18 protein-coding genes are annotated in these 19184 nt (G+C 43.3%); 8 read left to right on the top strand and 10 right to left on the bottom strand.

The features are described from left to right. The 5 genes from AC5EF3_RS11935 to tpiA all read right to left on the bottom strand — a co-directional run. A partial coding sequence (locus AC5EF3_RS11935; protein ID WP_493548200.1) for a hypothetical protein occupies nucleotides 1–68 on the bottom strand: 68 nt, incomplete at its 3' end. A gap of 94 nt (nucleotides 69–162) precedes the next feature. Next, complete coding sequence (gene rpmF / locus AC5EF3_RS11930) at nucleotides 163–345, bottom strand: 50S ribosomal protein L32 (RefSeq protein WP_015827529.1); 183 nt, start codon at nucleotides 343–345, stop codon at nucleotides 163–165. 99 nt (nucleotides 346–444) lie between these two features. Beyond that, nucleotides 445–2079, bottom strand: coding sequence for a CTP synthase (pyrG, locus tag AC5EF3_RS11925; protein ID WP_493548198.1), 1635 nt, complete (start codon nucleotides 2077–2079; stop codon nucleotides 445–447). 48 nt (nucleotides 2080–2127) lie between these two features. Continuing rightward, nucleotides 2128–2598, bottom strand: coding sequence for a preprotein translocase subunit SecG (gene secG / locus AC5EF3_RS11920; RefSeq protein ID WP_493548197.1), 471 nt, complete (start codon nucleotides 2596–2598; stop codon nucleotides 2128–2130). Between the two features lie 146 nt (nucleotides 2599–2744). After that, nucleotides 2745–3500, bottom strand: a complete 756-nt coding sequence (gene tpiA, locus AC5EF3_RS11915) for a triose-phosphate isomerase (protein ID WP_493548196.1) — start codon at nucleotides 3498–3500, stop codon at nucleotides 2745–2747. Nucleotides 3501–3680: 180 nt separating this feature from the next. On the opposite strand from tpiA, the gene AC5EF3_RS11910 reads away from it, so the two are divergent. From AC5EF3_RS11910 to lexA, 6 genes are all read left to right on the top strand, one after another. Next, entirely contained in the window at nucleotides 3681–5585 is a 1905-nt protein-coding gene (locus AC5EF3_RS11910) for a peptidylprolyl isomerase (protein ID WP_493548195.1), read from the top strand. Then, complete coding sequence (trpE, locus tag AC5EF3_RS11905; RefSeq protein WP_493548194.1) at nucleotides 5582–7042, top strand: anthranilate synthase component I; 1461 nt, start codon at nucleotides 5582–5584, stop codon at nucleotides 7040–7042. The genes AC5EF3_RS11910 and trpE overlap by 4 nt, the downstream gene beginning before the upstream one ends. Continuing rightward, complete coding sequence (locus tag AC5EF3_RS11900; protein WP_015827535.1) at nucleotides 7039–7641, top strand: anthranilate synthase component II; 603 nt, start codon at nucleotides 7039–7041, stop codon at nucleotides 7639–7641. The genes trpE and AC5EF3_RS11900 overlap by 4 nt, the downstream gene beginning before the upstream one ends. A 12-nt stretch (nucleotides 7642–7653) precedes the next feature. Beyond that, complete coding sequence (trpD, locus tag AC5EF3_RS11895; RefSeq protein ID WP_493548193.1) at nucleotides 7654–8676, top strand: anthranilate phosphoribosyltransferase; 1023 nt, start codon at nucleotides 7654–7656, stop codon at nucleotides 8674–8676. Then, on the top strand, nucleotides 8677–9471 hold the full coding sequence (gene trpC / locus AC5EF3_RS11890; protein ID WP_493548192.1) for an indole-3-glycerol phosphate synthase TrpC: 795 nt from the start codon (nucleotides 8677–8679) through the stop codon (nucleotides 9469–9471). An 82-nt stretch (nucleotides 9472–9553) separates the two neighbouring features. Next, nucleotides 9554–10240 (top strand): transcriptional repressor LexA, encoded by a 687-nt coding sequence (gene lexA / locus AC5EF3_RS11885; RefSeq protein WP_493548191.1) that lies wholly within the window; start codon nucleotides 9554–9556, stop codon nucleotides 10238–10240. A gap of 20 nt (nucleotides 10241–10260) precedes the next feature. On the opposite strand, the gene AC5EF3_RS11880 is transcribed toward lexA, so the two are convergent. Beyond that, entirely contained in the window at nucleotides 10261–12252 is a 1992-nt protein-coding gene (locus AC5EF3_RS11880; RefSeq protein ID WP_493548190.1) for a ComEC/Rec2 family competence protein, read from the bottom strand. A gap of 149 nt (nucleotides 12253–12401) precedes the next feature. Here AC5EF3_RS11880 and gltX point away from each other — a divergent pair, with 149 nt between their 5' ends. Then, nucleotides 12402–13874 (top strand): glutamate--tRNA ligase, encoded by a 1473-nt coding sequence (gene gltX / locus AC5EF3_RS11875; protein ID WP_493548189.1) that lies wholly within the window; start codon nucleotides 12402–12404, stop codon nucleotides 13872–13874. Between the two features lie 50 nt (nucleotides 13875–13924). Beyond that, on the top strand, nucleotides 13925–15229 hold the full coding sequence (gene gltA, locus AC5EF3_RS11870; RefSeq protein ID WP_015827541.1) for a citrate synthase: 1305 nt from the start codon (nucleotides 13925–13927) through the stop codon (nucleotides 15227–15229). A gap of 86 nt (nucleotides 15230–15315) precedes the next feature. On the opposite strand, the gene AC5EF3_RS11865 is transcribed toward gltA, so the two are convergent. From AC5EF3_RS11865 to lpxD, 4 genes are read right to left on the bottom strand one after another with little or no spacing between them, the layout of a single operon-like run. Beyond that, nucleotides 15316–16458 (bottom strand): lipid-A-disaccharide synthase, encoded by a 1143-nt coding sequence (locus AC5EF3_RS11865; RefSeq protein ID WP_493548188.1) that lies wholly within the window; start codon nucleotides 16456–16458, stop codon nucleotides 15316–15318. Nucleotides 16459–16463: 5 nt separating this feature from the next. Further along, nucleotides 16464–17324 carry an LpxI family protein gene (locus AC5EF3_RS11860; protein WP_493548187.1) on the bottom strand — a complete coding sequence of 287 codons (861 nt, stop codon included), beginning with the start codon at nucleotides 17322–17324 and terminating at the stop codon, nucleotides 16464–16466. 9 nt (nucleotides 17325–17333) lie between these two features. Next, nucleotides 17334–18119: an acyl-ACP--UDP-N-acetylglucosamine O-acyltransferase gene (gene lpxA / locus AC5EF3_RS11855; protein WP_493548186.1), complete on the bottom strand. Its 786-nt coding sequence runs from the start codon at nucleotides 18117–18119 to the stop codon at nucleotides 17334–17336. 43 nt (nucleotides 18120–18162) lie between these two features. Then, the gene (lpxD, locus tag AC5EF3_RS11850; RefSeq protein ID WP_493548185.1) at nucleotides 18163–19170 is read right to left on the bottom strand and encodes a UDP-3-O-(3-hydroxymyristoyl)glucosamine N-acyltransferase; all 1008 of its coding nucleotides are present in this window, start codon (nucleotides 19168–19170) and stop codon (nucleotides 18163–18165) included. Nucleotides 19171–19184: the final 14 nt, after the last annotated feature.

The raw sequence follows: 19184 nt of genomic DNA, 5'->3' as shown, positions 1-19184 counted from the left end.
ACTTCAATAGTCGGATTTCCCCGGCTATCCAAAATTTCACGTGCAAAAATATCTACGATTTCAGTCATGGCAGTCCCCTCGACTCATTTGAGAAAAAGCTTGGGACCGCCTGACTAAGAACTAGCGCTGCCGGAGCGCTAAAGAGCGACCCCTAAAACGGCATTAGTCTTCTTTAGGTTCCAGAACCTGCTTACCACGATACATGCCTGATTTAAGGTCAATGTGGTGTGGACGACGAAGTTCACCTGAATCTTTGTCTTCAATGTAAGTTGCACCATCTAAACGGTCGTGTGCACGACGCATACCGCGTTTAGAAGGCGTGGTTTTCCGCTTAGGAACAGCCATATTTCTAGCCTCAAAAAATAGGAAAAGGTAGCACAAGGCTACCCAAATCAGCGGGCTTATTACGATGATAAACTTCGTAATGCAAGCCCTAGTTACGGGTTAAACAAGTCGACTTTGAACTTTTGCCGCTCCAATGAAAGAAGAAAACAGTGGATGAGGCTCAAAAGGTCGAGATTTTAGCTCAGGATGATACTGAACACCAATATACCAAGGGTGGTTCGGTATCTCGACTATTTCAGGAAGCTTTCCGTCTGGCGACATGCCTGAAAACAACATTCCCGATTCTTCAAGTTTCTCTTTGTATTTGACGTTAACTTCATAACGATGGCGATGGCGCTCTTCGATATGCTCAGAGCCATAAATTTCTGCAACGCGTGAACCTTTTTTCAAAACAGCTGGGTATGTACCCAATCGTAATGTTCCACCGAGGTCTGTAGTCTCAGTACGTGTCTCTTTTTGGTTTCCGCGTGTCCATTCTTCCATTAAACCAACGATTTTTTCAGAAGGCGCACCAAATTCCGAAGTCCCCGCCCCTTCGATATTCGCAAGATTTCTGGCCGCTTCCACAACTGCCATTTGCATTCCATAACAAATACCAAAACAAGGAATCCGTTTTTCTCGTGCGTATTTAGCCGCGCGCATCTTGCCCATAGCACCGCGTTCACCAAAGCCACCGGGCAACATAATGGCGTGTGCACCGTCCAACTCAGATTCGATATCTGAATCTTCACTATCAAACAGCTCAGATGATACCCATTTGATCTTAACGCGCACTTGGTTTGCTAGACCACCATGGTGCAAAGCTTCGATAAGAGATTTATATGCGTCTGGAAGAGAGACATATTTTCCAACAACCGCAACTTCAACACCGCCGTCAGGCGCTCGAAGTGCGGCAGATATATTTTTCCATCGCGTCAAATCTGGATCTGGCGCATTGGTAATTCCAAAATGACGCAAGACTTCTTTATCAAGTCCACGTTGATGATAATCTAATGGAACTTCATATATGTGCTGAGAGTCCAAAGCTTCGATAACACTATCTTGTTTCACATTACAAAATAGGCCGATTTTGCGACGCTCACCTTCTGGAATCGCACGCTCCGAGCGACACAAAAGGATATGAGGTTGAATACCTATGGATCGAAGTTCTTTAACAGAGTGCTGCGTCGGTTTAGTTTTCATCTCTCCGGCGGTAGAGATATAAGGCAACAATGTTAGGTGAACAAAGACAGCCTGGAGCGGCTCTAATTCTTGATTTAATTGGCGGATGGCTTCAAAGAATGGAAGTCCCTCAATGTCACCTACAGTGCCACCTATTTCACAGAGAACAAAATCGACATCGCCAGCATCAGAAAGAACAAAATCTTTAATTGCATTGGTCACATGTGGAATAACTTGGACCGTCGCACCCAGATAATCACCGCGACGTTCTTTGTCGATAATTGTCTGGTAAATCCTTCCCGTCGTAATGTTATCGCTTTGCCGTGCTGAGACACCGGTAAAACGCTCATAATGACCAAGGTCAAGATCCGTTTCAGCACCATCGTCAGTGACGAACACTTCTCCATGCTGATAGGGAGACATCGTACCTGGGTCGACATTTAAATAAGGGTCTAATTTACGGAGTCGAACTTTATAGCCACGCGCTTGCAGCAACGCACCTAAAGCGGCCGAAGCGATGCCTTTCCCTAGAGAAGAAACAACGCCGCCGGTAATGAAAATATATCTTGTCATGACGGGAAACTATAGACGCGCCGAATCGCGGCGCGCGTCAAGGTTTGACTATTGGTTTTCAGAAGAGGTCGAAGGGTTTGCAGTATTATCTGTACCATCTGATACATCTTCCGAGGAATCAGACAATTCGCTTTCTGTAGGAATTGTGTCTGATTCTTCTGAAAGCGCTTCAGATATCAAATCGGTTGGATTTGTCGTGGATCCTTCTGTTGAAGATGTTTCACCAAGAACATCATCAAGAAGAGAGCCACCTGTTTCTTCCAAAGTACGTGTAACATCCGAATTATCTTTGGAGTGCTCATAATTAATTCGGGTGAGTGCTAAACTCGTGATGAAAAATATAGCTGCTAGTATCATGGTCGCACGAACAAGCGTATCAGCAGCTCCGCGCCCAGATACTAGACCGCCACCTCCGCCGCCGCCCATACCAAGCGCTCCACCTTCAGAACGCTGCAGCAACACAGTTACAATTAAAGCTATGCAAGAAAGCAAGCTGAGGGCGAGTAAAGCATTTTCCATAATGGTCGGAGAACCTAATCTATGAATCCAAACGCACTGAAAAGCATTTTCAGAGCGCTACGCCAAGCCCTAGTAAGTCGAATTTAACAAAAAAGATGTGCGATTGTTGAAATAATCAAGCCGCACACCTCTAATTCACCTCAAATTTACTGGTCGCAGGCTCGAATTATCTCAAGGAAATCTACTGCTTTTAAACTCGCGCCTCCTACCAGACCACCGTCTACTCCTTGGATAGCCAGTATTTCCTTAGCGTTAGAAGGCTTTAATGAGCCCCCATAAACGATAGGGGTTAGGTCTGCTTTATCACCAATTTTCTTATGTAATGCTTCGCGAATCACTTTGTGAGCTTCTGAAATTTCTTCAAGTGTAGGTGTTAGGCCACTGCCAATCGCCCATACTGGTTCATATCCTACAGCAATAGAAGCACTTTGAGCTTCGTCAGGTATGCAACCATCTATTTGGGCGGAAATAATCTCAAGCGTTTTACCCGCTTTTCGTTCTTCCAGACTTTCGCCAATGCAGATAATTGGAACAAGCCCCGCTCTTAGAACAGCTTTAGATTTAGCTTTTACAGCTTTATTATCTTCCTGATAATAAGCGCGCCTTTCGGAGTGACCAACGATAACATAGCCAGCCCCCAGATCTTTCCATTTTTCTGCACTAATATCACCGGTAAAGGCACCCGCTTCTTCTGCGTGGCAATCCTGACCTCCGATTTGAATGACACTTTTCTTTAAAGCGTCCACCGCTAACGCTGCTAGAGTTGCGGGAGGACAGATGACCACATCCCCATGAAAAGGTGTTTTTGCTATACTTTCCTCTACATTCAAAATTTCTGTAAGGTTCGCCCTAAAACCGTTCATTTTCCAATTCCCTACAAAGAGGGGTTTTGCATTGCTCATTCTAGTTGTCCCATTGTATGACAGTGCTCTTTTTGGCACTTAGTCAAACGCCACTTTTGTGGCTTTATCATTTCGTATCTTGCGTTAGACGCATAGCTCGCCTAGCAAGCAGATTGAACTGCTGCAAGACTCATGCACGATTGAATTTATTTGTGCGCACTATTTTGGGAGATCATCCTTATGCTGTCTATCGTCCGCCGTATGGTACGGTCAAAACTAATGTTGGTCGTGATCGGTTTACTTATCGTTGGACTAGCCGGAATGGGGTTGCCCGACATGTTTTCCTCTTCTGAACCTAGAGGAATGATCAGCGCAGGTGATCGATTCATCGTTAAAAGAGATATAGACAATCGTATTGATACCTATCTGCGCAGTGTTAGAGAATCTGAAGGACGAACTATTTCTCGTCAAGAAGCCGCCAAAGCTGGAGTAATCCAGCAGATTCTTCAATCCGTCGCTAGTGAAACAGCTTTATTGGCCTTCGCTGATAAAGAAAAAATATCTGCAAGTCGGTATGCTGTAACAGACATGGTTGTGAATGCTCCTCGTTTTAAAAATGCTGTGACCGGTGAATTTGATGACGCTTCATTTAAAGATTTCGCTAGATTGCAAGGGTTAAGCGTTCGTCATTTGGAGACAAACTTAAAAGAAAGCTTCACGAGAGAGTATATTGCCGATGCAGTTTCAACTGGTGTAAACACACCCGATGCTCTTGGTAAGGTATGGATAACGTCTCAATCTGAACAACGAGAATTTTCTTATGTGAAAATTCCTAATGACGTTTCAGATGAAGGAATACTTCCTACTGATGAAGAAGTCGCTGCATTTTATGAAGAAAACAAAACTGCTTTCACTCAACCAAGGCGAAAAGCACTATCTATTCTTTCTATTTCGCCAATTGATTTTATAGGCAGCGTAGAAATTCCGGAAACAGTATTAAAAGATGAATACGACCTGAGAATTAAAGAATTTTCGTCACCTGAATCTAGGGAGATAAAAGAATTTAGTTCCAGTGACCGACGTCTCGTTCAGCAAGCTGTTGATGAAATAGGTGCTGGTGGTGATGTTGAAACCGTTCTTTCTAGCCTGCCAGATTTAGTAGTCACGACGAAAATTGTAACAAGAGATCAAATTTCCGACGAAGAATATGCTAAAACAGCCTTCATTGTTCCAGAAGATACACATTTTGGCGTATTCGAACTTGGAGAAGGAAATTGGACTGGAGCATATGTCGACACCATCTATCCAGGGACTCCTAAACCATTCGAAACAGTTTCTGACCAAATTTTTACTGAGCTAGCTACAGTAGAAGCAGAGCAGATATTTGAACGCAAACAAGAAGAAATGTTTGATTTCGTCGGCGGAGGTTTTAACCTAGAAGAAGCAGCTGACGCATTAGGTGTTCCTCTCATGAAATATAGTGCCATTGATGCACAAGGACGTACAGAAGAGGGTCATTTATTAGGCGGTATTGTGTTTCGTCCAGATGCTATGGAAACTATACAAAGCCTAGATTTTGAAGACGAAATGAGTGAAATCTTAGATGATGCAAACAATGGCATTTACGTCATTCGCCTAGATACTGTTGAGGAAAGTTTCATACCTGAACTTGCTGATGTTAAATCATTGGCCACAGAAAGCTATAAAATATACCAAGCGTCTCAAGCTTCTGAAAAACTAGCAAACGACCTTCTAGATCGTGCCAAAGCACTTGATGATCTTTCAGAAGCAGCATCTGAATTAGGCCTAGACTATGTGAAGCCTGAACAGAATCTCAATCGTCGGGAAGCTCCAGAAGGCGTCACGCGCTCTATGGCCTATCAACTGCTTGGAGCGAAAGCGGGTGATTATGTAGTTGCGTCAGAACAGGATGGCTCAAAAACAGTCCTTCATCTTGAAAATATCTCTAATTTAGAGCCTGAAATGTTGGAAACGCTCGCTTCTTCAGGCAAAAGAGCTGTGTCAGAGAGCCTAGAAGCTGACATTCAAAGAGCATTTGTAGAAGCGGTCATGGAAGACGCCAAAATTGAAGTTAATAATAATGCAGTGTCAGAATATATCCAATCCATGGCCAGTCCCCAATGACCCGAACAGCCAATAAGCCTTCTTCACTAGTGAAGCTGAAAATTCGTCGACGTTTGGACGATATTGAAACGCCAGTATCTGCCATGCTTAAGCTGGACCCAACCAATGCCGGAACATTTTTGTTTGAATCAGTTCTAGGCGGTGAACAAAGAGGTCGCTATTCTTTTATCGGAACGAGACCAAATTTGTGGTGGAAAGTTGAGGACGGAGTCGCTCTCACATCAGACACTAACACTTTTGAGAATGTCCTGCATAGATCAACAGACCCAATGCAGGATGTGAGGCGCTTCATAAATTTATGTGAAGTCGATATTGATGAAAGTGAAGATTTACCACCAATGATCGCCGGTGCTTTTGGCTATTTGGGGTATGATATGATCCGGTATGTCGAAACTCTTCCAACAGCTCCAGAAGATTCCTTACAGGTGCCTGAAGCAGTCTTAATGCGCCCCGCTGTCATCCTTATCTTTGATTCGGTTAAACAAGAAATTATTCTCGCGACCCCAATTACCGAGGACGAGAAAACTGCTGACGCTTTATTGGACGAGATAGAAACACTTCTAGATGCGCCATTGGGCGTGCACAGACCGGTAGATCGTGAGATCGAACCGATTGAGTTCTCTTCAAACACAACACCATCTCGTTATTCCGAAATTGTTAAAAAGGCACAAGACTATATCCGAGCTGGAGACATCTTCCAGGTCGTTCCAAGTCAGCGTTTCTCAACCGATTTTGATGTCTCACCTTTTGCATTGTATAGAGCTCTTAGACGGTTAAACCCTTCCCCTTTCCTGTTTTTCGTCAATCTAGGCGATTTTCAAGTCATTGGATCTAGCCCTGAAATTTTGGTTAGACTTCGCAATGATACAGTCTCGATAAGACCGATTGCCGGCACACTTCCTCGTGGGAAAACGCCAGAAGAAGACATTTCAAACGAAAAGACATTACTCGCGGACCCAAAAGAACTTGCAGAGCATTTGATGCTTCTTGATCTTGGGCGTAATGATGTTGGCAGAGTTGCTCAATACGGTAGTGTCGAGGTAACGGAACAATTCATCATCGAACGTTATTCTCATGTGATGCACATTGTTTCAAATGTTGAAGGTAAATTACGTGATAGCGAAGATGCAGTGTCTGCTTTAATGGCAGGATTTCCTGCTGGCACCGTATCTGGGGCCCCAAAAATACGGGCTATGGAAATCATCAATGAGCTGGAGTCCAACAAACGCGGCGTTTATGGCGGCGGTATTGGATATTTTGGGTCTGATGGCAATATGGATATGTGTATAGCATTGAGAACTGCAGTCATCAAAGATAAAAAACTACACGTGCAAGCGGGTGGTGGTGTCGTTCTCGACAGTGATCCAGACAAAGAATTCCAAGAAACAGTTCACAAGGCAAGTGCACTTTTTAGAGCTGCTGAAGATGCTGCCCGTTATGAAGGAGGCAACAAATGATCAGAGGTTCTCTTTCAAGGTCTAAACCCAATATTTTAGTGATAGATAATTACGATAGTTTTACGTGGAATCTGGTGCACTATCTTGAAGAATTAGGTGGGAAGACAGACGTCGTCCGCAATGATAAATTTTCAGTACAAGAACTTTTAGACAAACGTCCAGATGGCGTAATTCTGTCTCCAGGCCCCAAAACACCTCAAGATGCTGGTGTTTGTATAGAGCTCCTTCAAACAGCTCCTGACGATCTCCCGATTTTTGGTGTTTGCCTTGGACATCAAGCAATTGGTGAAGCTTTTGGCGGAAAAGTTATTTCAGCTAAAACTATTCTCCACGGTAAAACTTCGGCGGTAACGCATGCTGGTGGTAGTATGTTTAAAGGCATCCCGAAGATGTTTGGAGCCGTTAGATACCACTCACTCGCCGTAAAACGTGAAGCCTTGCCAAATGTTTTGAAAATCGAAGCAGAGACGGACGATGGAGAAATCATGGCACTTTCCCATGCCACACGTCCTTTATATGGTGTTCAATTCCACCCTGAATCCATAGGCTCAGAACACGGCCACACTCTTTTGAGTAATTTTTTAAATCTCACGCGATAGGCACGAAGCAAAATGAGCGAAGTCGTCAAACTGACTGTCTCCCAACTTGTGGATCGTCAGGCTCCATCACAGGATTTGATAAAACAGTCCTTTGATGAAATCCTAAGCGGTAATGTCGACCCAATTCTAATTTCAGCATTCCTTGTTGGGCTTAGAATAAAAGGTGAAAGTGTTGATGACATTCATGCAGCAGTATCAGTTATGCGCGAACATTCAACAAAAGTTCGCGCACCAGATGATGTTGTTGATACATGCGGAACTGGCGGCCTACCATTTAAAACCCTAAATACATCTACTGCTTCAGCTATAGTGACTGCAGGCGCTGGTGGCCGTGTTGCTAAACATGGTAATAGATCCACACCACCCAAAACAGGCTCTGCCGATGTTTTAGAGACCTTGGGCGTACGTCTAGATATTTCCCCAGAGCAGTTCGATGAATGTTTAAAGCATGCGCGTGTTGGTTTTATGTTTGCGCGGCAACATCATACTGCCATGCGTCATGTCGCGCCTGTTCGCCAAGCACTTTCAACCAGAACTATTTTTAATGTTTTGGGCCCCTTAACAAATCCGGCAAATGCAAAATATCAAGTGCTTGGTGTGTTCAGCAAAGAGTGGCTTAATCCCCTCGCCCAAGTGCTACAACGCTTAGGCACAAAGAAAGCATGGATTGTACATGGTGAGGATGGACTTGACGAAATTTCTATAACTGGAACCACCCACGCTATCGAAATTACCCCAACAACAATCACACCCTTTTCAATTCATCCAGATGATGTTGGTTTGAAAACTTCATCATTTGACGAATTAAAAGGCGGTAATAGCCTAGAAAATGCTGATGCTATTAGAAGACTATTAGAGGGTGAAAAATTTGCTTTTAGAGATGTCGTCGCGATGAATGCGGGAGCTGCATTATACGTTTCTCAAAAAGCAAAAACTCATAAAGAAGGTGTAGAAATGGCACTGGAATCTATAGATTCAGGTCGAGCTTTAGACACTCTAAATGCGCTTATTAAATACTCGAATAAAGATAGTTAGATGAAGACCGCACTCGATAAAATTATTGACTACAAACGAGAAGAAGTAGCATCTTTAAAGATCAAACTATCAGCAAATACTCTTCACTCAGATGCCCTGCGACGGACGCCTCCTAGAGGTTTTGCACAACAGATGTTGTCCATTGCCAAAACTGACGAAAATGCTCTGATATGCGAGATAAAGCGAAAGAGCCCATCTGCAGGCAATATAAACACGCTAAAAAACCCAATTTTAGCGGCTCAATCATATGTTGATGGCGGTGCTGCTTGCATTTCCGTACTCACGGATGGCCCAAGTTTTGGCGGTTCTCTCGAAGATATGATAGCTGTTAGAAATGCTGTATCAATCCCAGTCCTTCGCAAAGATTTTATGATTGATGAAATTCAAATATTAGAAGCCCGTGCAGCAGGTGCAGACGCTATACTTCTGATCATGTCTGTTTTAGATAAAGAGCACGCTTTGAGTCTGCATCAATGTGCTGAAGACCTAGGTATGTCTATATTATTAGAGGCACATAATGAGGCTGAATTAGAACAAGCCCTGTCACTTCCCTCTCCACTCATTGGGGTCAATAACCGTGACCTTAAGAGAATGGTGACTGAATTAGAGACGACGGAACGTTTATCTTCCATGGTGCCAACAGACAAATTACTGATTTCAGAAAGTGGAATTAAAACCACGGAAGATATACATCGTCTCCGTAAAACAGGAGCACGTGGTTTTTTGATCGGAGAAAGTCTCATGAAATCAGAAGACATAGTTAAAAGTGTTCGAGAACTTCGCGATATTAAGTAAAGAGTTTTGTTCCAGCATTGACCCAAACAGAGAACACATGTAGAACTTATCGTGACTCGAAAATTTGGATCGGTGGTATCACATGCTTACGAACAAACAACGCGAACTTCTTTTGTTCATTCATCAACGTATAAAAGAAACGGGGGTATCGCCCTCATTTGATGAAATGAAATCAGCGTTGGACCTTGCCTCCAAATCAGGCATTCATAGGCTAATTACTGCTCTGGAAGAGCGTGGTTTTTTAAGACGTCTTCCCCACCGTGCACGCGCAATAGAAGTCTTAAAACTTCCCGAAAGTGCTACACCTTCCGCGCCCCCTCTGGGACGTTCCAGTTTCAAACCAGCTATCGTCAGCAGAGATGGTGTATCGTCTAAAAACATAGCTAATGACACAATTCCAGTTCTTGGTCGTATCGCTGCTGGTGTTCCGATCGCTGCGATTCAGAATGAAACTGATAGAATTACAGCACCTACTCTTGGGATGAATTCTGATCAGCATTTCGCGTTGGAAGTCCAAGGGGATTCCATGATCGAAGCAGGTATTCTTGATGGTGACATCGTCATTTTGAAAAAGGGTGACACTGCTATTTCTGGAGAAATCGTTGTCGCTCTCGTTAACGAAGAAGAAGCGACTTTAAAAAGAATTCGAAAACGCAATGGCTCAATTGCCTTGGAAGCTGCTAATCCAGCATACGAGACAAGAATTTTCGGACCGGACAAAGTTCGCGTACAAGGAAAGCTAGTCGCACTCGTGCGTCAGTACCATTAAGATCATTGCTGCAATAACTTTTAGTTCCAAGGGCGATTTTGACTAGGGAAATATTTTATATAAAAATTTTCCCTACTCTTGGTCACGCTTATCCCTTTTTGAATATATGAAGCAGAAATAGGTAAGCATATTTCCTCTTTGCTTGCATGAACCCGAAGAAAGAACGGTGCTTCCTCTTCTGGATCTACGCCGCACTTATGCTCGGTCACTTCGATACGATAGTCATCATTGCTAACATTTACTGGCTCATTATTTTTTAAAAATATTGGCTCTTCGAGCATTTCGTCTTTGAGTTTCAACGGAACTAAACCTGATTTTTTCATGTTTTCAGGCAGTATTCTAATCCAATGTGAGCCCTCTTTCGCATATATAATTAAGTCTTTATCCACATAAATTATGGGGTGTCTCTGCCAGTAAACAGAAGCGAGAGCTAATATGAGGCAAAATGCTCCAATAATTTTGTAATACTTTTTCAAAAGAATGATGAGCAATCCACTTGCTATCAACAGAATAAATGTTGGAACCTGAAATGAAGCTAGGTTTCCATCTGGCGAATGCTCCTGAAAAAAGCGTGATATCTTTAAAACAATCTCTAGGGACACGCCAAAACTGTGAAGCATAGGCTCTTGCCAGCCAAATGGAGTTAAAATCATCGCAAACGCTGCTGATGGAGCTGCCCAAAGCGAGATGATGGGCATGACGACAAGGTTCGATAATATACTTAACGATGCGATGCGCCCGAAATGAAAAGCAGCAAATGGAGCTGTCGCGATGGAAGCGGTGACTGATGTACCAAAAACGGCGATTAACCACCCCCAAAACCGTCCAACTAAATTATTAGATTTTTGAATTGGCCAATTTTCATACAATGCGATTAGCGCTGCTGTTGCGGCAAATGACATTTGAAACCCGGGGCTAACAACGGTTTCAGGTTGAATGCATATCACAACCACCATTGCCACTGCCAAACTCCTCATCGAGAATGCTGGACGATCAATAAGGATCGCAATGAGGGCCACCATCGCCATGATATACGCCCGCTGAGTGGCTACCGAAGCCCCTGAAAGAAACAAATAGGTCGATGAACCAATGATCGCAGCTAAAGCTGATAATTTCTGAGCAGGTATTCGCAATGCTGCAAATTCAAACCATGGTATAATAAACCGAAACAATGCGAAAAACACACCGGCAGCTAATCCCATGTGCAAGCCTGATATAGCTAACAGGTGTGCGAGCCCAACTGAGCGCAAAGTATCTTGGTCTTCAAGGCTTAGAAAACTACGCTCGCCCGTAATCATAGCAGTTGCCATTCCACCAGACACATCGCCCAATAAATCGTGAATATATACAGATATTGATCGTCTAATCGCATCCACGCGGATCGCTATACGTGCGATTAAGTCCCGCTCTTCGACACTTGACGTATTTATCGGTTTACAACGTCCAAGAACAAAACCAACACCTCCCAATTTTTCAAAAAATGCCTGTCGATTGAAATTATAATCACCGGCGATCAAAGGTTTTGGTGGTGGAGACAAAAACACATAACAGCTAACAGATCGTCCAGGCCACAAATTTGTCTCAAATTTCTGTGTGACACGAACAAATTCAGGCGTATCTCTTTTGGGCAAATTAGAAATCGCACCAACTCGTATTCTTAATCGATTTCCCTTTGCCCCATTTTCAATTTGAACCAGCTCTCCCTCGACCGTAACCGGACCGATATTGTATTCAATTTTAGGCGCGCTAACGATTGATGTTCGCGCTTTAATAACAGTAACACCAGCTAGAAACCACAATGCAAAAAATAGCAAAAGATTGATAAAATGCTTACCAAATAAAACTGAAACTTTGAGGACAAAAACCACACCAATTGAGCAAAAAATGACGAACCGCCATGAAGGTTCGTGATCTAGCTCTAAATAAACAGCGGTTCCTGACATGAGACAGAGCGGATATAAAAGTGATATTCTTAACGCATGCTGCTCACTAAAATGCTCAAAGAACTTCATTTTTAATCCTCTAAATAACAAAATTTAGAAGTTTTGGAGCCACAAGACTTGCCCAAATAGGTTCTGATGTGTTCTTCAAGAGCGTAAATACCTGAGGCGATATCAAGCCAATAGGTTTGCTACATATAAACGTGTTTTTGAAAGTTCTTATGACGGTAATCACCCGCTTTGCCCCCTCGCCGACCGGATATCTACACATTGGTGGTGCTCGCACAGCATTGTTCAATTGGCTCTATGCCAAAGCCAACAACGGCAAATTCCTTCTGCGTATTGAAGATACAGACAGGGAGAGGTCAACCCAAAACGCCGTTCAGGCGATTTTTGAGGGTTTAGATTGGTTAGGCATTACACCCGACGAAGAACCAACCTTTCAATTTCAGCGCGCTGATCGTCACCGCGAAGTTGTTGAAAAGATGATTTCCAAAGGCACTGCTTTTAAGTGTTATACGAGCCAAGAGGAACTTGCCGAGCGTCGCGAACAAGGTGAAGCCAAACGCGCAGATGCTAAAATAGCAGCAAAAGAAGGCAATGAAGACCTCGCTTCGAACCTTCGTGCAGAAGCTGATAAGCTTCTCGCGCCTTATCGCTCCCCTTATAGAGATGGCAAAACACCTACAGACCCTAACGCGTCCTATGTTATCCGCTTGCGCGCACCAGATGAAGGTCGCATCGAATTTACTGATGATGTCCAAGGTCATGTCGGTGTATCAGCAGGTCAAATAGATGATCTTATTTTGCTTCGCACAGATGGGACACCAACCTATATGATCGCCGTCGTTGTGGATGATCACGATATGGGAGTCACCCAAGTTATTCGCGGTGATGATCATCTTGGTAATACTTACCGACAAATTCCTATTTATCAGGCTATGGGCTGGGATTTGCCCAAATACGCGCATGTTCCTCTCATTCACGGTCCCGATGGAAAAAAACTATCCAAAAGGCACGGTGCGTTAGGCGTCGAAGCTTATCGAGATATGGGTTATCTGCCAGAAGGCATGAATAACTATCTTCTTCGTCTTGGTTGGTCACATGGAGATGATGAGATCATCCCTCAAGATAAAGCCATAGAATGGTTTAATACAGCAGGTCTAGGAAAAGCTCCGGGGCGCTTAGATTTCGAAAAAATGAAGTCTGTAAATGCTCATTACATGGCCCAAGCTGATGATAATCGCTTGTGCAATCTGCTATTTAGCCGCGACGGTTTCGATCAATTGTCCCAAGTAGTGAAATCGCGTATTAAGACTTCAATGTCAGAAATTAAAAATCGCGCTGCGACTATTGAAGAGTTAGAAATGCAAACTAACTTTCTATTAGACCTTAGACCGATAGAAATAACTGGCAAATTGAAGAAAAAGATGTCTCTAGATGCTATGGAGCGCTTATCAAAGCTAACTATTCGGTTTAAAGACTTATCAGAATGGAACAACTTGGCTTTAACAGCTGCAATTACAGATTTCTGTGCTGACGAAGAGGTCGGCATGGGAATGATTGGACCGACATTACGAGCAGCTTTAACCGGCGGCTCACCAGCACCAGATCTTGGTTTAGTGTTGGAATGGCTTGGGCGGGATGAATCGCTTAGTCGAATTGATGATCAACTTAATAAGGTTAGTGCATGACTCCTCCCGTCACTGACCACAAAACTTAAAACATAAGGGGCTGATATAATATGGAAAATAAAGTAAAACCAAATGGTACCGCGACTCTAAACGTTGCTGGAAAAACTGCGGAATTGCCTATATACTCAGGTACTCTCGGCCCGGATGTAATAGACATCTCAACGTTGAACAAACAAACAGGGCGTTTCACACTCGATCCTGGATTTACCTCAACAGGTAGCTGTGAAAGCCAAATCACTTTTATTGATGGTGAAAAAGGTATTCTTCTGCACAGAGGTTACCCTATTGATCAACTCGCTGAGAAATCAGATTTCCTTGAAGTGTGTTATCTTCTATTAAATGGTGAACTTCCGACAGAAGCAGAACTAACAGAATACAAGCACACAATTACAAACCACACGATGATCCACACACAGTTTGATCGCTTCTTTGAAGGGTTCCGCAGAGATGCTCACCCGATGGCGATTGTAACTGGAGCGATTGGTGCGCTTTCTGCTTTCTATCACGATTCACTAGACATCAATGATCCAAAACACCGTTTGATTTCTGCTCACCGTTTGATCGCAAAAATGCCGACGATTGCAGCCCGTGCTCACAAATACTCAATCGGTCAACCATTCATCTCTCCTAGAAATGACCTTGGTTATGCAGCAAACTTCCTACGCATGTGTTTTGCAGTCCCTGCAGAAGACTATCAAGTTCAGGATGTTATGGCGCGTGCTATGGACCGCATATTCATCCTACACGCCGACCACGAACAAAACGCTTCAACATCTACAGTTCGTCTAGCTGGTTCTTCTGGTGCTAATCCATTCGCTTGTATGGCTGCAGGTGTTGCTTGTCTTTGGGGCCCATCACACGGTGGAGCAAACGAAGCAGCATTGAACATGCTACAAGAAATTGGTTCTGTAGATCGTATTCCTGAATACATTGCGCGCGCTAAAGACAAATCAGACCCATTCCGTTTGATGGGCTTTGGGCACCGAGTTTACAAAAACTACGACCCTCGCGCTAAAATGATGCAGAAAACATGTCACGAGGTTCTAGAGGCCGTTGGTGCTCACAACGACCCTCTTCTACAAGTGGCTATCGAACTTGAGCGTATCGCACTCGAAGACCCATATTTCGTAGAGAAAAAACTATACCCGAACATCGACTTCTATTCAGGTATCACTTTGAAAGCGATGGGCTTCCCAACAGAAATGTTCACAGTGCTATTTGCATTGGCCCGTACAGTTGGTTGGGTCGCTCAATGGCAAGAAATGATCGAAGACCCGACTCAACGCATTGGACGTCCTCGCCAAATCTATACTGGTGCTCCAGTCCGCGATTACGTGCCGGTAAACAAACGCTAAATCGTTTAATCTAAGCAAAACAAAAAAAGGCCTGACAATTACATGTCAGGCCTTTTTTATTTATATGTCTAAAACAATTTAGAAGTCTATTTCGCTAATTCTAAAATTTTCTTCGCCGAAATTTTAGAGGCACCTTCTCCACCTCGACCCATTTTCTCCAAAGCTAAGTTTTGTTCAAGAATCTGTTTTTGTCTTAAATCCGTGTTGCTCAATAATCGTTCAACAGCATTCTTCAAATTGCGGACGGTAAAACGTGTTTGAATAAACTCTGGAGCAACTTCTCGGTCTGCTGCGACATTTAAAAGTGTAATGAATTTTGATTTCATCAAAAATAATCTAGCGATGAGCCAAGTTACCCATCCAATTTTATAACCAATGACGAGTGGCACACCTTGAAGCGCCACTTCTGTCGTAACTGTGCCTGAACAAGCTAAAGCAATGTCAGCTGATGCAAATGCATCAGATTTTTCAGCCTCATCGGATGAAATAAAAAATGGAAACGTCCAATCTTTACTCCACGCTTCTACTTTCTCTCTTACACTATCGGCTACGACACATATGACCATTCGGTTCGCATCGTTTTCACAAATCTCTTCAGCGGCCCTCTGCAGAATAGGCGCGACTGTCACGATTTCTGAGTTACGGCTTCCTAACAAAAGGAGAATGACTTGCTTATCTTCTGAGATCTTCTTTGCAGCTCGAAACTCCTCACCAAAACCATTTTGATCCCGTTCAAGAGCTGGATTGCCTATTACCGTCGTATCCAGTCCAAATGGTTGATAAAATGGCACTTCGAAATCATGAATACAAAGCAAATGATCGACGTTTTTAGCGAGCGTTTTCGCTCTTCCAGGCCGAGTTGCCCAAACTTGAGGACCAATTAATTTAATTCGCTTACCTTCATAACCTAATTCTTTTGCACGCTGAGCGACACGCCACATAAACCCCCAGGAATCCACAAGAATGATCGCATCTGGATTATATTTGACAATATCTAACGCTGTATCTTCAACCCTTGCTTTAACAGTTTTAAAAGCTTTTATACCTTCGAGTAGACCAAACACTGCTAACTCTTGAGGGTCAAACAAGCTTTCAATTCCTAAAGCCCGCATATGTGAACCACCTACACCGAGGAACTGAACGTCATTATGTAGCAACAGAATTTCCCGCATCACTTCAGCCGCTAACACGTCTCCAGAAGGTTCAGCAGCAACGAAGTAAAGGCGCATTTTATTTATCTTTCAGTCTCGAGATTCGTGTCTTCGAATCCATAAATCCAAAGGCCATTATTATCAGCATACGCTATCAGTTCATCCATATTCAGCAGTAATGCTGAATTGGCTTCATAAGCAATTCCTGAAAGGCACGCACGTTTAGCACCTTCTAGCGTTCGTATACCTATTGTTGGAAGATCTACACGGCGTTCTTGAACAGGTTTAGGGCGCTTAACAAGCACACCCCGAGGAGCTTTAGTCGACCCTCTAAGGTTATCTGGTAACGCTGCACAGCGTTGGAGCATTAAATCTGTGCCCTCCTGCGCCTCTACTGCTAGAACAAGTCCGTCGCAAACGATAGCGCCCTGTCCAATATCCAAACGCCCTATTTCAGCAGCTATCTGAGCAGCTTTTTTTATATCAGCAAGATCAGCAGAACTAGGAGAATGCCTACCTAAAGAACCAATCGGTGCAACTAGTGAAGTTAGAACATCATCAGCACCAACGACTTTGAAACCTTCACGTTCAATAGTTTTTACCAATACTCTTAACAGGGCATCATCACCCTGTGATGCCGCTTTTAATACCTTAGGCAGAATCATCATGCCTTTGGCATCTAGTTTTAGATTTTTGAAATTAGGACGTTTTACAATTCCAGCGAAACAGACTTCGTTTACATTTTCCGATCTTAAAGCAGAAAGTTGTTTTCCAACTTCACCAACAGAGATCACCTTATGCGCAAATTGCTCTAGAAGTTCAGGTTCAACAAAACCCGCAATGCCTACAATAAAAACACTCCGACCTTCTTTTTGGGCATGCTTAGCCAAAGTTTCAGGTAAATCCCCGCTACCCGCAATGATACCTAATTTAGATTTGGACATTATGGTTTCTTACTTGGGAAGACATAAATGGCGATCAGCACCGTCTCTTATAAAACTGACCATCTCCATCACAAGTTCTTGCTGTTCATACATCCGAGCAGCATCATCGATACGCTCTTGAAATGTACCTTCAGAAGCAAAAAACAACCTGTACGCCGTACGAAGGTCATTAATTTGTTTCCGATCAAAACCACGACGCTTTAAACCAACAAGGTTCAGCCCCGCAAGTTTTCCGTGATTATCGACCATTCCGTATGGAATAACATCTCCGGTAACCGGTGCACCTCCACCAATGAATGCATGTTTTCCGACACGGCAAAATTGATGAACTGCGGAGAGACCACCCATGATCACATGATCACCAACTGTCACCTGACCGCCCAGAGTTGCATTGTTTGCAAATGTGACATTATTGCCGACAATACAATCATGGCCAATGTGTGAACCAACCATGAAATATCCGTTATTGCCAACACGAGTTTCTCCGCGCCCGACAACCGTACCTAGGTGCATAGTTACATGTTCCCTGACAGTAACATCATTTCCAATGATCAGCTTGGTGTCTTCTCCGCGATATTTAAAGTCTTGAGGTGGGTGCCCCAAAGCAGCGAAGGGGTATATCTTTGCATTTGCACCTAAAATCGTATGTCCTGCTATGACGACCTGACTAAATAACTCACTGTTATCACCAATCTGTACATTCGGACCGATGACACATCCTGGTCCGATTTTGACATTTTCACCGAGCTCAGCACCATCTTCAATAAATGCGTTAGGGTGTATGGAAACAGCCATTACCGATAATCCTAGTTTTATAGTTTGGAAATGCGTATTACGTCTATTTTTCAGTCTTGCGGCTTGTCACTTGTTTAGAAAGCCACACAGTTTCTCTAAACCAAGATTTAATTGGTTTAGCAGGATATCCACCCCATGTTTCTCCATCAGGAATATCTGACATTAAGCCCGAATTTCCAGCCAATTTAACCTGTCGGCCAATTTTCAAATGATCAGCAATGCTACAAGCACCGCCCATTTGCGTACCACTACCAACAATTGTCGACCCAGCTATACCGCAAAACGCTGCTAAAACAGAATGGGCTTCGATTACGACATTATGGGAGATGTGACACAAATTGTCTATTTTTGCACGTTCACCAATAATTGTGTCACCAAAAACACCACAATCAACACACGAATTGCACCCAATAGATGCCCAGTCTTGCACAATAACGCGTCCGAAATGAGGGCTGTCATCTGCACCATTAGCGCCTATAGAGAGGCCAAAACCCGATTCCCCCAAAACAACACCTGAGGACAAGGTGACATTATTCCCGATCAACGAAGTTTTTATAGTGACATTTGATCCAATTGAACAGTTTTTTCCAATTTTCACACCAGGCCATATAACTGTACCAGGAGCAATAACCGTACCAGCTCCAATAGAGACATCATCCCCGATCACAACATTTGGACCGAGAATTACCCCCTCCTCGACAGTAGAACTATCTGAAATAGATAGTGTATTTGATTGAAATTGCCTTGGTGATGCAATTAATTTGGAAGCCTGTCCAAAACTCCACCGAGGTCTATCACTTACAATTATTGAAATATTTTCAGGTAATTGTTCTGCAATTTCCCGAGAAGTAATACACACAGAAGCTTTGACATCCGTTAGATCAGCACCCTTAATATTTTCAATAAAGGTAAGATCACCATTACTTGCGTTTTCAAACGAATTTACAGAAACTGCACTGGAAACTTGCGTGTATATTTCTGCTTTCCCTGCAACCGCAAGCTGACTTAAGCTAGGTTTAGGCTGCAGGAAATAAAATCGCTCATCAATCACTTCAAATATTCCTA

It is taken from the genome of Hirschia sp. (assembly GCF_058892565.1).
This window is presented reverse-complemented; position numbering and strand designations above follow the sequence as displayed.